Origin of the sequence: Sphingobium sp., assembly GCF_048594625.1 — a bacterium.
Lineage (GTDB): Bacteria > Pseudomonadota > Alphaproteobacteria > Sphingomonadales > Sphingomonadaceae > Sphingobium.
The window spans coordinates 18,339-32,505 of sequence record NZ_JBMDWL010000123.1 but is presented as its reverse complement, the minus strand read 5'-3'; the positions used below and the strand labels follow the sequence as shown (position 1 = coordinate 32,505).

10 protein-coding genes are annotated in these 14,167 nt (G+C 63.1%); 7 read left to right on the top strand and 3 right to left on the bottom strand.

Features of this window, described 5'->3' with window-relative positions:
• Positions 1 to 149: 149 nt before the first annotated feature.
• On the bottom strand, positions 150 to 845 hold the full coding sequence (gene radC, locus ACOJSJ_RS15850; protein ID WP_420145936.1) for a RadC family protein: 696 nt from the start codon (positions 843 to 845) through the stop codon (positions 150 to 152).
• 148 nt (positions 846 to 993) lie between these two features.
• On the opposite strand from radC, the gene ACOJSJ_RS15845 reads away from it, so the two are divergent.
• From ACOJSJ_RS15845 to ACOJSJ_RS15825, 5 genes are all read left to right on the top strand, one after another.
• The gene (locus ACOJSJ_RS15845; protein WP_420145935.1) at positions 994 to 4,224 is read left to right on the top strand and encodes an intermembrane phospholipid transport protein YdbH family protein; all 3,231 of its coding nucleotides are present in this window, start codon (positions 994 to 996) and stop codon (positions 4,222 to 4,224) included.
• Positions 4,221 to 4,409 carry a YnbE family lipoprotein gene (locus ACOJSJ_RS15840; protein WP_420145934.1) on the top strand — a complete coding sequence of 63 codons (189 nt, stop codon included), beginning with the start codon at positions 4,221 to 4,223 and terminating at the stop codon, positions 4,407 to 4,409. Before ACOJSJ_RS15845 ends, ACOJSJ_RS15840 begins: the two co-directional genes overlap by 4 nt.
• Entirely contained in the window at positions 4,406 to 4,807 is a 402-nt protein-coding gene (locus tag ACOJSJ_RS15835) for a YdbL family protein (RefSeq protein ID WP_420145933.1), read from the top strand. The genes ACOJSJ_RS15840 and ACOJSJ_RS15835 overlap by 4 nt, the downstream gene beginning before the upstream one ends.
• A 464-nt stretch (positions 4,808 to 5,271) precedes the next feature.
• Complete coding sequence (locus tag ACOJSJ_RS15830) at positions 5,272 to 6,522, top strand: lipoprotein-releasing ABC transporter permease subunit (protein WP_420145932.1); 1,251 nt, start codon at positions 5,272 to 5,274, stop codon at positions 6,520 to 6,522.
• Positions 6,515 to 7,192, top strand: coding sequence for an ABC transporter ATP-binding protein (locus ACOJSJ_RS15825; RefSeq protein WP_420145931.1), 678 nt, complete (start codon positions 6,515 to 6,517; stop codon positions 7,190 to 7,192). Before ACOJSJ_RS15830 ends, ACOJSJ_RS15825 begins: the two co-directional genes overlap by 8 nt.
• Here ACOJSJ_RS15825 and ACOJSJ_RS15820 read toward each other — a convergent pair.
• Complete coding sequence (locus ACOJSJ_RS15820) at positions 7,189 to 8,997, bottom strand: diguanylate cyclase (RefSeq protein ID WP_420145930.1); 1,809 nt, start codon at positions 8,995 to 8,997, stop codon at positions 7,189 to 7,191. The genes ACOJSJ_RS15825 and ACOJSJ_RS15820 overlap by 4 nt on opposite strands.
• Before the next feature lie 120 nt (positions 8,998 to 9,117).
• Between ACOJSJ_RS15820 and dnaE the strand changes: the two genes are divergently transcribed.
• Positions 9,118 to 12,663: a DNA polymerase III subunit alpha gene (gene dnaE / locus ACOJSJ_RS15815; RefSeq protein WP_420145929.1), complete on the top strand. Its 3,546-nt coding sequence runs from the start codon at positions 9,118 to 9,120 to the stop codon at positions 12,661 to 12,663.
• 110 nt (positions 12,664 to 12,773) lie between these two features.
• Positions 12,774 to 12,977 (top strand): hypothetical protein, encoded by a 204-nt coding sequence (locus tag ACOJSJ_RS15810; RefSeq protein ID WP_420145928.1) that lies wholly within the window; start codon positions 12,774 to 12,776, stop codon positions 12,975 to 12,977.
• A gap of 6 nt (positions 12,978 to 12,983) precedes the next feature.
• Here ACOJSJ_RS15810 and ACOJSJ_RS15805 read toward each other — a convergent pair whose 3' ends face one another.
• Positions 12,984 to 14,051, bottom strand: coding sequence for a PA0069 family radical SAM protein (locus ACOJSJ_RS15805; protein WP_420145927.1), 1,068 nt, complete (start codon positions 14,049 to 14,051; stop codon positions 12,984 to 12,986).
• Positions 14,052 to 14,167: the final 116 nt, after the last annotated feature.

Genomic DNA, 14,167 nt, shown 5'->3' with positions numbered 1-14,167 from the left:
GGCGGCACGGGCGCTGTCCTATGCCTGCCGATGCTGTTATGATCCGCGTGTCGGCGGACAATTGCACGCCAGACTTTTCGATAGGATCGGGACGGCGCAACAAAATGTCCGTTCCTGCGGGAATTGTGCGAAGCTAAGCGCCGACGATCCTACAGTAGTCCCTGCGCACGCAGGCTGCTATGCCCGTTTGCGGCCATGATGATATGATCATGCACGGTGATGCCCAACCGCTTGCCGGCTTCCGCGATCTGCCGCGTAATATCTATGTCCTGACGGCTGGGTGACGGGTCGCCCGACGGATGGTTATGCACCAGTATCAGCGCCGCCGACCCCAGTTCCATCGCCCGCTTGATGACTTCGCGAACATAGATTGCGGCCTGATCGATCGATCCGTCGCCCATATGATCGTCGCGGATCAGCATGTTGCGACTGTTGAGGTGCAGCACTCGCACCCGCTCCACGCCCAGATGCGCCATGTCCGCCCGCAGATAATCGAGCAGCGCCTGCCAACTGGCGAGCACGGGGCGCGCCGTCACATCATTGCGCAGCATCCGCAGGGTGACGGCCTGCACGATTTTGATCGCTGCAACGCTGGTATCGCCCATGCCCGGTACGCGGGCGATCGCCTGCCAGTCGGCACTCATCAGTCCGCCGATCCCGCCAAATTCACGCAGCAATGACTTGGCGAGCGGTTTCGTGTCACGGCGCGGAATGGCCAGCGCCAGCAGATATTCGATCAGTTCATGATCATGCAGCGCTTCGCCGCCGCTGTCGGCCAGCTTCTGTCGCAATCGGGCACGATGGCCGATGCCGTCATGGGCGGCATGTCCTTGCTGATCGGCCAACTATCCGTCCCCTTTATCCGCTTTAATGACGCTATGCGTTGCAGAATTTTCGGGCAAGGATATTTAAGGGGGCAGGGACGTTATGCGTCCGTTATGGAATTTGGCGCCCTGACCGGCGCGCATGATCAAGCCGGGATTGGCCACAGGCATGGAAGAAAGGGACGGCGAAGAATCGGTTCGCCGGGCATGGTTACGCTGGCTGGGCATGGGCACCGGTTCGCTGGGGCTGGTGCTGGTCGGGCTGTGGACGCAGCGCGCGCCGATCGCCGAAAATTTCATCAGCCGCGAACTCAATCGTCGGGGCGTTCAGGCCAATTATGATCTGGTCGAAGTCGGCCTTCGTACCCAGCGGATCGAAAATATCGTGTTGGGCAACCCCGCCCGTCCCGATCTGACCGCCCGCTGGGTGGAGGTCGACATCGCCTTTGCGGGCCTGACGCCTCAGGTCGCGGCGGTTCGCGCGGGCGGCGTGCGCATGCGTGGTTCCTATCGCGACGACGTCCTGCGTCTGGGTGAACTGGACAAGTTTCGCGATCCGGATTCGACGGCGCCGTTCAGCCTGCCCGACATCCTGCTGTCGGTCGCCGATGCACGCATGACGCTGGATACCGACGCCGGACGGGTCGGCATGCAACTGGACGGCAGCGGCAATCTTCTGTCCGGATTTCGCGGTCGTCTGGCCGCCGCCACGCCGCGCGCTTCGCTGGCCGGGTGCAACCTGTCGCAGGCGACGGCTTGGGTCGGTATCGCCATGCAGCAGGGGCAGCCCCATCTGTCGGGTCCGGTGCGCGCCGATGCGGCGTCCTGCCCCGAAGCGGGGGCAGCCATAGCCCGCCCGCTGGCGACGCTGGATGTGAAGCTGGGTCAGGCCCTGGACAGCTGGAGGGGGCATGTAGACCTGTCCGGCGATGCGCTGCGTGGCAAGGGCATGCTGCTCGCGGGACCGGCCGGGCGCATCGATTTCGATGGTAACGCGGCCCGTACCGGTGGCAAATTGCGGTTCGCTGCAAAGGCGTTCACCGGGCAGGGGATGATGTTGCGCGATGCGGCCCTGTCCGGCGACTGGGTCACAGGGGCGCAGGGGTATAGCCTGAAGGGCGGCTTCTCTGCGCAGGATCTGCATGCATCGGTACGCGATCCGCTTGGGGGCTTGACGAAGGCGACGGCAGGAACGCCGGTCGCACCACTCGCCCGGCAACTCGCCAATGCGATCGACCGCGCCGGATCGGCCAATAGACTGCGCACCGGCTTTGCACTGGTTCAGAAAAGCAGCGGCGGCAGCATCGTCATCACCGACGCATCGCTGGATGCACGGAGCGGCGCGCGGGTTGGGCTGGCGCCCGAAAGCCTCGCCACCCTGTCATGGCCGGGGCGGAAGGGCGGCGTCGACTGGTCGCTGGATGGCGCATTGCGGACCGGTGGCGGGGGACTGCCTAACGCGGCCCTGCGCCTCGCGCGCCGTGCAGGTGGGGGATTTGGCGGCGAACTCTTTGTCGATCCCTATGCGGCCGGGGACGCCCGCCTGACGCTGGATCGGGTGCGCTTCACCGCCGACGCCAGCGGCGCGACCCGCTTTACGACGGCGATGCGGCTTGATGGTCCGCTGCCGGACGGCCGTTTGCAGGGCCTCAGCCTGCCTGTCGAAGGACGCATGGCGGCCAATGGCGCATTGACGATCAATCCGGGCTGCGTCCCTCTGTCGCTGGTGGAGGCGCTCTATGCCGCCTTCGCCCTTGGCCAGACGCGCCAGACCTTATGCCCGGTCGGCGGCGCCATGTTCGCGACGGGACCGGCGGGCACGAGCGGCGGCGCGGAAATTCGCGATCTTGCGCTTGCCGGCCGCAATGGCGACAATCCCATGCGCCTGACCGCCGATCATGCCCGCTTCGTTCTGGGGCGTACGGGTTTTGCGCTGGCCAACCCGGCCTTCTCCATCGGCCCGCAGGATATGCCGACCGTCCGCCTTTCCGCCGCCAGCATGGATGGCGCGGCGAACAAGGATGGCTTTGCGGGCAGGGTAGAAGGGGCCGGGGGACAGATTGGTGCCGTTCCACTGATCCTGGAACAGGGGGCTGGCGACTGGAGCTTCGCTAAGGGGGCATTGAGGCTTCACGCAGCCGCCACCGTCCGCGATTCTCAGGCGCCCTCCCGTTTCGTGCCGCTGGCCATTCCCGATTTCACGCTGGCGATGAAGGACGGCCGCATCACCGCTGGCGGATCGCTCACAGCACCGCGCAACAGCATGTTGGTCGCCCGAACGGACATCGTCCATGATCTGTCGAGCGGCAAGGGGCATGCCGACCTGACCGTGCCGGGCCTGACCTTTGGCCCCGGATTGCAGCCGGAGGATGTGACGCCGATCACGCTGGGCGTCGTGGCCAATGTGAATGCCAAGGTGAGCGGGCAGGGGCGTATCGACTGGACCGGCTCCCATGTGACCAGCAACGGCACCTTCCGTACCGACAATGCCAGTCTGGCCGCCGCCTTCGGCCCGGTGGAGGGGCTGTCCGGGGAAATCCATTTCACCGACCTGATCGGACTCGTCAGCGCGCCGGGGCAGGAAGTGCGCATTGCAAAGGTCAATCCGGGTGTCGAGGTGCAGGATGGCGTGGTGCGCTATCGACTGGAGGCCGGGCAGAAGGTCCGGATCGAAGGAGGCGGATGGCCTTTTTCCGGCGGCAAGCTGGACCTGTTGCCTACCACGATGAATTTCGGCGAAGATGTCGATCGGTACATGACGTTCCGTGTCATCGGTCTGGATGCGGGCGCGTTCATTCAGGCGATGGAACTGGACAATGTGTCCGCCACCGGCACGTTCGACGGCATCATGCCGCTGATCTTCAACGCAAAGGGCGGCCGCGTCGCGGGCGGGGTGCTGGTGGCGCGGCAACAGGGCATGCCGCCGCTGATCATGCCCGAAGGCGTATTGCCTGCGATCCCGTGCGATCCCACGCGTCAGTCGGGCGTGCTGTCCTATGTGGGCCCGGTGTCGAACGAGCAGGTCGGCGTGATGGGCAAGATGGCCTTCGACGCGCTCAAGGATCTGCAATATAAATGCCTGACCATATTGATGGATGGCGCGCTGGATGGCGAAATGGTCACCAATGTCGTCTTCAACGGGGTGAACCGTGGGAAGCTGGGCGATGCGCCATCCGGCATCACGCGCAGCTTCATCGGGCTGCCCTTCATCTTCAACGTCAGGATCGCCGCACCTTTCCGTGGCCTGATGGGCACGGCCCAATCCTTCATCGATCCCTCGCAGCTGATCCAGAACAGCATCGGTGATCAGGTGCAGGGCGAAATGCGCACGGGAACGCAACAAAATCTTGCGGTTCAGCCTGCGGAAAGCGACAAGGTGCCAAATAGGGAACCGAAATGAACAAGCGAACGATCATGGTGGCGGGCATCGCCGGGCTGGCTCTGGGGGGATGCATTCAGGTGAAGGCCCCCGACAAGCCCATCGAAATCAACCTGAACGTCAAGGTCCAGCAGGAAGTCGTTGTGAAACTGCAACGTGATGCACAGGATCTGATCCAGAATAATCCGGAGTTGTTCCCGCAATGACACGCTCATTCATCATGATCGTCGCCGGTGCCGCTGTGGCGCTGGCCAGTGGTTTCGTCATGACCGCGCCTGCCCGTGCCCAGTCCGGCGCGGTCGCCTCTGCCATGGCGGCGGGCACGGTCGGGGAACAGGCTGACGGTTATTTAGGCATCGCCGGATCGGTCGGCGCGGACGTCCGTTCCGAAGTCGAATCGATCAACATCAAGCGCCGCGCTGCCTATACGCAGCTTGCCGGTCAACGCGGGGTCACCGTGCAGGATGTCGCCGCGGCGACGGGTTGCCAGACGCTCAGCAGCCGGGTGAAGACCGGACAGGTCTACCGCATCGGCGCGGCGGCGTGGCAGACGAAGGGCGCGGACGCCATCGCTTTGCCGTCCTACTGCGCCAACGCTGGCTGACAGTCGGTATCGGGGCGTGCTGTTTCGACGGCGCGCCCGGCCTGCCGTCGGTCGGATCTGGTCAGGCAGTCAAGTTCAATAGGCTATCCATATCGGACAAGTTGTCCAGTCGACATTGGCTGGCGGCACGCGCAATAAAAGGCCAAATAAAAAGCACCCGGACCGTGTTTTCACGATCCGGGTGCTTAATGGACGATTGCTCGTCTCCCCCTTGGCCTGCCTCGACCGCTTCTCAGCCCCCTAAGCTCGAAGCGGGATGCAGTATCCCTGAACCACGGCCTTTTACCTGTGCTTCGAATGTCTTGTTATGACTGGCGCAGGCCGCTGTCACGGCCAGATTTGGCGCGTTGTGATTTTCCATCCGCCCCTGTGGCGGCGATGCAACAATCGGGCAATGCTTGCCGTTATGCCGGTGCATCCCTAGACCTCTCCCACGACCATTTTCGAAGGGCCATTCGCGCCACATGATTCTATCCCGTTACGAACGCATGATCGCCAAGCGCTACCTGCTGCCGGGCAAGGGGGAAGGTTTCATCTTCCTCGTCGCCGGGATCAGTCTGGTCGCGGTCATGCTGGGTGTCGCCGCGCTCATCATCGTCATGAGCGTCATGAACGGTTTCCGGGCGGAGCTGTTCGACAAGATCGTCGGCCTGAACGGCCATGCCGTGGTTCAGGGCTATGGCGGGCGGTTGCCCGACTGGCAGTCGGTGCTGCGCGAAGCGAAAGCAACGCCGGGGGTTACCAGCGCCACGCCGATGATCGAACAGCCTTTACTATCGACTTTCAACGGCCGTGTCGAAGCGGTGCTGGTGCGCGGGATGACCGTGCCGGACATCCGCAGCAACGGCACGCTGAAGGGTAAGGTGCTGGCGGGCAGTCTCGACAATCTGACCGCCAATGGCGGCAAGATCGGCATCGGGTCGCGACTGGCTGAAAATCTGGGCATCCAATTGGGCGACAGCCTGACTGTCATCAACCCGGCCGGTCGTTCGACCCCGTTCGGCACCGTGCCCCGGCAGGTCAGCTATCAGGTCGCCGCGATCTTCGAAGTCGGCGTCTATGATTATGACAAGGCGCTGATCGTCATGCCGGTGGAGGATGCCCAGACCCTATTGCTGCTGGGCGACGTCGTCAGCATGATAGAGGTGGAAACGGTCGACGCGGACAAGGTCGGGCAGATATTGCAGCCCCTGGCCGCCAAGGTCGCGGGGCGTGCCGTCATTACCGACTGGCGACAGCTCAATGCATCGCTGTTCGAAGCGCTGGCGGTCGAACGGGTCGCGATGTTCGTGGTCCTGTCGATCATCGTTCTGGTCGCTGTGTTCAACATCCTGTCTTCGCTGATCATGCTGGTGCGGGCCAAGACGCGCGACATCGCCATCCTGCGAACCATGGGGGCGAGCCGGGTAGGGCTGGTCAAGATATTCATGACGGTCGGCGTCACCATCGGGACGCTCGGCATGGCGGCGGGCATGATATTGGGCTTCACCTTCCTGTTCTTCCGCCAGAGCATGGTCAACGCGATCCAGTTTGTGACTGGGCAGAATTTGTGGGATCCTTCCATCCGGTTCCTGACCGAATTGCCGTCCAAACCCGATCCTGTGGAAATCGTCGCAATCTGCATCATGGCGCTGCTGTTCAGTTTCCTCGCCACGCTCTACCCGGCCTTCAAGGCTGCCAATACCGATCCCGTTCAGGTGCTGCGTTATGAATGACATTTTGAAGGTTACGGGTCTGGCGCGCAGCTTCACGCAGGGCGGCGTCACCATCGACGTGTTGCGCGGCGTGGACCTGACCGTCGGGCCGGGCGAAATCGTCGCGCTGCTGGGGCCGTCAGGCTCCGGTAAATCGACGCTGCTTCAGGCGGTAGGCCTGCTGGAGGGCGGGTTTGAGGGGTCGATCCGCATTGCGGGCGAGGAAGCAGCGAAGCTGGACAATGACGGGCGCACCCGCTTGCGTCGCGATGCGCTGGGCTTCGTCTATCAGTTCCATCACCTGTTGCCCGATTTCAACGCCACCGAAAATGTCATCCTGCCCCAGGTGATCCGCGACGCGGATATGGCCGCGGCAAAGGCGCGGGCGGAATTGCTGCTGACATCGCTGGGGCTGGGGCACCGACTGGATCACCGGCCCAGCCAGTTATCGGGCGGCGAGCAGCAGCGCGTCGCGGTGGCCCGTGCGCTGGCCAATCGCCCCGCGCTGGTGCTGGCCGACGAGCCGACCGGCAATCTGGATGAGCGGACCGCCGATGTAGTACTGGCCGAATTTCTGCGACTGGTCCGCGAAGAAGGATCGTCCGCGCTGATCGCCACTCATAATGAAAGGCTGGCGCTGAAGATGGACCGGGTGGTCCGGCTGCATGCAGGGGTTCTGGAAAGCGCCTAGGCCGCTGCGGATGCCGCGTCGCGGATGGTGGCCACGACGACCCGGTCGCGGCCTTCCGCCTTGGCTCGCAACAAGGCTGCGTCTGCCGTCTGGAGCAACCGGTCCGGGCGGCCATGATCGGGGAAGGTCGCCAGCCCGAAACTGGCGGTGATCGTCCCCAGTTCTCGCCCGCGATGTTCGATCCGCAAATCCCGCAACTGTTGTTGCATCTGCACTGCCCGGCCCAGCGCTTGATCCAGTGGAAAGCCGGGCATCAGGACGACAAATTCCTCGCCCCCAAGGCGAAAGGCATGAGCGCTTTCACGCAGCGAATCGTTCAGTACGGCGCCGACGGAGCGCAGGACTGCGTCGCCCGCGTCATGGCCGAAACTGTCGTTGAAGCGCTTGAAATGATCGATGTCGACCATCATGCAGGACAGCGGCTGCTGATTGCGTTCCGCCTGCGTAATCAGCGTGTGCAACATGATGTCGAAATGGCGCCGGTTGGGCAGGCCGGTTAGCGCATCGGCCATGGCCATTTCACGCAGCACGTCGCGCAGGCGCAGATTGGCGAGCGCGAGGCCGATATTTTCCGCCAGCATCTCCAGATATTTGCCGGTCCGCTCCAGATGGTTGGCGCTGGCGTTCGGGGGTTCCTCATAATAGAGCATGCCGATGCTTTCGCCCTGCGCGGCGAGCGGGATGCAGATGGTGCTGACCGGGGCATCGGCGTTCAGATGTTCGCACGCGATGTCGATCATGTCGCCGACGGGGCGGTGCGTCTGCCCGCGTCGCAGCGCCCAGCATCGCGACGATGGAAAATCGGTCTGGGAAAAAGCCGGCGACAGCCAGGCGCAGGCCTGCGCCATGGCGTTGCGCCGGTTGTCATGGATATAGAGGCGCCCCGGAAAGTCCGGTGCTATTTCCGGAGCGAAACGGCGGACCACTTCGATCAGATCGGTCGTGCTGTCGCAGCCCTGCAATCTTTGGGTCAGCCGGGACAGCAGATCGCGCATCATGCGATCATTGTCGCGCTCCATTTCCAGCCGCTGCCGTTCCAGCCCATTTTCGCGGAAGATGCGGATCGCCTGCGCCATGTCGCCAATTTCATCGACATGGGCGGTTTCGGGCGGGATCGCGTCATAATCCTGCGCGGCCAGCCGCGTGACGACGTCGCTCAACCGCACGACCGGTCGCAATATGCGCTGTTTCAGAACGAAATAGAGGACGCACAGGAACAGCAGGGCCGTGATGCCCAGCATGATTTCCGACATGGTGCGCCATTGACGGGCCGTGTCGGTCGCCCGCTCGACCGCATGGTCGGTCCGCTGATCCAGCATATATTGGAACTTGCCGACCTGTGCCGCCACCCGATCCAGCTCGCGTCCATATTCATCGCCGAACAGGATGATGCGCGCGGTCTTTTCATCGCCCGAACGGGCTGCGCGGATCGCGGCGACCTGTTCATCCGTTAGCGCGTCTGCCCAATGCATCGCCTGACGCAGGGCATTGAGTTCGTCTTCGTTCGCGCCAGCGTCGCGCAGATGGGCGATCCGTTGTTCGACCGATGTGAGCGCGGCCTTTTCCCGCTGATAGGCGATCAGATGGCTGGGATCGCCGGTGATGACGAATCCGCGCGCCTGTTCGGTCAGGCGATAGACATCTTCTTCCAGCGTCGCGGTCGCCTGGTCGAACGTCGCCCGCTGCGCCACGGCCGTGCGTTCGCGATCTTCGGCACCCGATGCCAGCAACATCGTCGTCCCCGATGCCAGCGTCAGGATGACGGTGGCTCCATAGGCCCAGTTGGTGATGGTCGACAAACGCATGGCGGGGCCGACGGTAACGTGGATAGATGTGCAATCCGTTAAGGGTGTGTCGCATGGTTACCCACAGATTTCATGCGCAGGGGGCTGGGCCGAATCGCGCACTACCCCTAGATTGTAACAATGCCCCATGCTTCCTTCGTTCCGCTGCGCGTTTTTTCGTCCTTCACCATGCTGGAAGGGGCGATCGATCCCAAGAAGATCGCGAAGCAGGCCAAGGCGCTGGGCTTCCCGGCCGCCGCGATTACCGACCGTAATGGGCTATACGGTTCCATGGCTTTTTCCGACGGGTGCAAGGATGAGGGGGTTCAGCCCGTCATCGGCGCCATGCTGGGCGTGCTGCGCCCGGGACGCCCGGCCAATGCTGCGCCGGTGCACGACTGGCTGGCGCTTTATGCGCAGGATGCGGGCGGTTACGACAATATCTGCGCACTGGTGTCGATGGCGCATCTCGATCGACCGGTGGAAGATGTGCCGCATGTCACCATCGACATGCTGGAAGGGCGCACCGACGGCGTCATCGCCCTGACGGCAGGGGGCGAAGGCGCGCTGGCGCGGCTGTTTGCGGAGGATCAGCCGGAAGCCGCCATCGCCTATGCCGAACGACTGGAAAGCCTGTTCCCGGGGCGCCTCTATGTCGAAATCTGCCGACGGCTCGACCCGGTGGAGGGCAGAGCGGAGCCGTATCTGCTGGACCTGGCCTATGACCGCGATCTGCCGCTGGTCGCGACCAACCCGACCTGTTTTGCCGAACCGCATTTTCACGAGGCGCATGACGTGATGCTGTGCATCGCCGACAGCGCCTATGTCGAAACGCCGGACCGTCGCACCAGCTCACCCGATGCATGGATGAAGCCGATCGGCGAAATGAAGCGCCTGTTCGAGGATCTGCCCGAAGCGCTGGCCAATACGCTGGTCGTAGCCCAGCGCTGCGCCATTGCCGCACCCAAGCGCAAGCCGATCCTGCCCAGCCTTGCCGGTGACATCGAGGGCGAAGGGGTCATGCTGCGCGAACAGGCGACGGCCGGGCTGGAGGCGCGGCTCGCCAAGGCTGGCGTCATCGGGGACGAAGCGCGCAAACCCTATTTCGAGCGGCTGAAATTCGAAACCGACATCATCATCCAGATGGGGTTCCCCGGTTATTTCCTGATCGTTGCCGACTTCATCAAATGGGCGAAGGATCATGACATTCCGGTCGGGCCGGGTCGTGGTTCGGGCGCGGGGTCGCTGGTCGCATGGGCGCTGACCATCACCGATCTCGACCCGTTGCAGCTGGGCCTGTTGTTCGAACGCTTCCTGAACCCGGAACGCGTTTCCATGCCCGACTTCGACATCGACTTTTGCGAAACGCGGCGTGGCGAGGTGATCCGTTACGTCCAGCAGAAATATGGCGCGGACCATGTGGCGCAGATCATCACCTTTGGTAAGCTGAAGGCGCGCGCGGTGCTGAAGGACACCGGGCGCGTGTTGCAGATGAGCTATGGCCAGGTCGATCGCCTTGCCAAGCTGGTGCCGAACCATCCGACCGATCCGTGGACGCTGGAACGATCGCTGAACGGGGTGTCCGAATTTCGGGCGGAATATGACAATGACAATCAGGTCAAGCGCCTGATCGATTATGCCATGAAGCTGGAGGGCTTTCCGCGCCACAGTTCCACCCACGCGGCGGGCGTGGTAATCGGCGACCGGCCGCTCAGCCAGCTGGTGCCGCTCTATCGCGATCCGCGGTCCGACATGCCTGTGACGCAGTTCGACATGAAATATGTCGAGGGCGCCGGGCTGGTGAAGTTCGACTTCCTGGGCCTCAAGACGCTGTCGGTATTGCAGAAGGCGGTGCAGTTGCTGGCGGCGCGCGGCGTCACGGTCGATCTGGACACGCTGGCATGGGATGACAGCGCGGTTTACGACCTGCTCCAGCGCGGCGACACGGTGGGCGTGTTCCAGCTGGAATCCGAAGGGATGCGCAAGACGCTGGCCGCCGTGCGTCCGACCAATTTCGGCGACATCATCGCGCTGGTGTCGCTCTATCGCCCCGGCCCGATGGACAATATCCCGATGTTCGGCCGTCGCAAGAACGGGCAGGAGGAAATTGAATATCCCCATATCCTGCTGAAACCGATCCTCGAAGAAACCTATGGCATCTTCGTCTATCAGGAACAGGTGATGCAGGCCGCGCAGATCCTTGCGGGCTATTCGCTGGGTGATGCCGACCTTCTGCGCCGCGCCATGGGCAAGAAGGTGAAGGCGGAGATGGACGCGCAGCGATCCCGCTTCGTCGAGGGTTGCGCCAAGGAAAGCGACATCAAGCCGGCCAAGGCGAACGAATTGTTCGATTTGATCGACAAATTTGCGGGCTATGGCTTCAACAAGAGCCACGCGGCGGCCTATGCCCTGCTCGCCTATCAGACGGCGTGGCTGAAGGCGCATTATCCGGCGGAATTCTATGCCGGGTCGATGGCCTTCGACATCCACCTGACCGAAAAGCTGACGGTGTTCGTGGACGATATGCGCCGCATGGGGCTGACCTGCCTGCCAACCGACCTCAACCGCAGCGAGGCGGACTTTACCGTTGAGGCCGTGCCTTATGAGGGCGACGATCCGCGCCTTGGCTTTGCCGTGCGCTATGCGCTGGGTGGCCTCAAGGGCGTGGGCGAAAAGGCGATGGAGCAGCTTGTCGAGGAACGCGACAAGGGCGGTCCGTTCAAGTCGCTGGACGATTTTGCCGACCGGATCGAACCGCGCCTGCTGAACCGGCGGCAGCTGGAAAGTCTGGCTGCGGCGGGGGCGTTCGACGATATTCATAGCGATCGCGCGGGCGTTCATGCGGCGGCGGAAACGATCCTGTCGGTCGCGTCCAGCAATGCGCAGGCGCGCGAAAGCGGGCAGGGCGGCCTGTTCGGGGATGCCGAAACGCCACATGCCGACGTTCGCATACCGCCTCATCAGGCCTGGACCGTTGCGGATCGCATGGCACAGGAGAAGGAGGCGTTCGGCTTCTACTTTTCCGCCCACCCGGTTGATCGTTACCGGCACCTTGCCGACGCCCGTGGCGCCAAAAGCTATGGCATGGTGTGCCAGTCGCCCATGCCCGCGCCCAATGCCGAGGGACGCGCGATGACGATCATGGCGGCGATGGTGGAGGATGTTCGCTGGCGCGAGACGAAGCGCGGGGCGCGCTATGCCAGCGCGACCTTTTCCGACCAGAGCGGACAGTTTCAGGCCAGCTGTTTTGACGAGGAAGCCTGCAAGGCGATCGACGAACTGTCGAAGGATGGCGACTGCGCGCTGCTGATCGTGGAGCTGGACCGATTGCCGGGCGAAGAAACGCCGCGCGTGACGGTGCGCGGGGTCGAAGCGTTCAGGACCATCGCCAGCGCTTCGCGCATGGAACTGGTGGTGGACATCGATACGGTACAGGCGGTCGAGGCGCTGGCGGCGCTGCTGTCGGGCGCGGGAGGCGGGCGGAGCGAAGTGTTCCTGCGCGCGCCGGTGGGACAGGGGCAGGCGGCACGGCTGTTCCTGGGCGATCATTATAGTCTGGGCGCGGATCAGGTGGATGCCATCGCGACGATCAAGGGGCTGACCATCCACAGGTTCGAACGGATGGACGTGAAGGCGGATGGTTTCCGCACGAAGCAGCGCCGGATGGCCATGCGGTTGGCGGGGTGAGGGACGAGACTTGCAAGGGGTGGGCATATCGCAAGCGTTCTCTCCGTGATGTTGCGACGGAAGAATCGACCCAAGCTCCGGCCTTCCGGTCCAACAGGGATTTGCATCAATTGCGCTTCGAGTGGGGCATGGTGACGGCGGTTACAGGCGGCATGTTCGCTGTGCTTGGGAATTTCGATCTGTCTGTACGTTATTGGCCGCCGGCTCTTTTGCCTGCTGCAATGATGTTCGTCTTCCTTCGATCGCAGACATGGCGCGACCGTCGCGCTGGCAAGCGTTTCAGCAGTTATCGCGATGATGAGATGAGCGGCTGAAGAATTTCAGAACAACCGCATCTGCGCGCCTTCGGGTGGGCGGAAGAGGTCTGTTCGCAGCGTGAGGCGTTCTCCGCCCAGACCGGCGCGTTTGCGGGCCTTGAGGAAGCGGGTGCGGATGAGATCGGCCCAGATGCCCTGACCCCGCATACGGGAACCGAAATCGGGATCATTGTCCCGCCCGCCGCGCAGATCGCGGATGATGGCCATCACCTGGCCCGCGCGGTCGGGATAATGGGCGTCGAGCCAGGCGCGGAATAACGGCGCGACTTCATGGGGCAGGCGGACAGGGATATAGGTGACTTCGCGCGCGCCCGCTGCCGCGACGCGGGCGACGAGCGCCTCTATCTCATGATCGGTGATGGCGGGAATGATGGGCGATATGCTGGCGGTGACCGGTATGCCTGCCTCCGCCAGTCTGCGAATCGCCTCCACCCGCTTCATCGGATGCGGGGCGCGGGGTTCGAGGGTACGGGCGATGGCGGGATCGAGGCTGGTGACGGACAGGACCACCGCCACCAGCCGGTCCCGCGCCAGATCGGCGAGCAGGTCGATGTCGCGAAGGATGCGGTCGGACTTGGTGGTGATGTAAGTCGGATGGCGCGTTTCAACCATGATTTCCAGGATCGAACGAGTGATGCCCCAATCCTTTTCGATCGGTTGATAGGGATCGGTATTGGTGCCCATGGCGATGGGGGCGACGGCGTAATTTTTCTTCGACAGTTCCACCCGGAGCAGTTTGGCCGCGTCGGGCTTGGCAAACAGCTTCGTTTCGAAATCCAGGCCGGGCGACAGGTCGTGATAGGCGTGGGATGGCCGGGCGAAACAATAGATGCAGCCATGTTCGCACCCCCTATAGGCGTTGATCGACTGGGAAAAGCCGATGTCGGGGCTGGCGTTGCGGGTGATGATGGTGCGCGGATGTTCGACCGTTACCGTCGTGCGGGTTCTGGCGACAGGGCCGTCGATGTCGGACAGCGCGTCCAGCCAGTCGCCGTCGGCGGTTCTGGACGGCAGGTTGAAGCGGCGGCTGTCGCCGTTCAATGTCGCGCCTCTGCCCTTTTCAATGCCCATAGCGTATTAGAACATATGGCGAACATATTGTCAAAGTGACAGCGAAGTGGACGATGTGCGCGATATGACTTTTTTATATTAGTTAGCTAACTAATTCACCTACGTAGGCGGTTTTC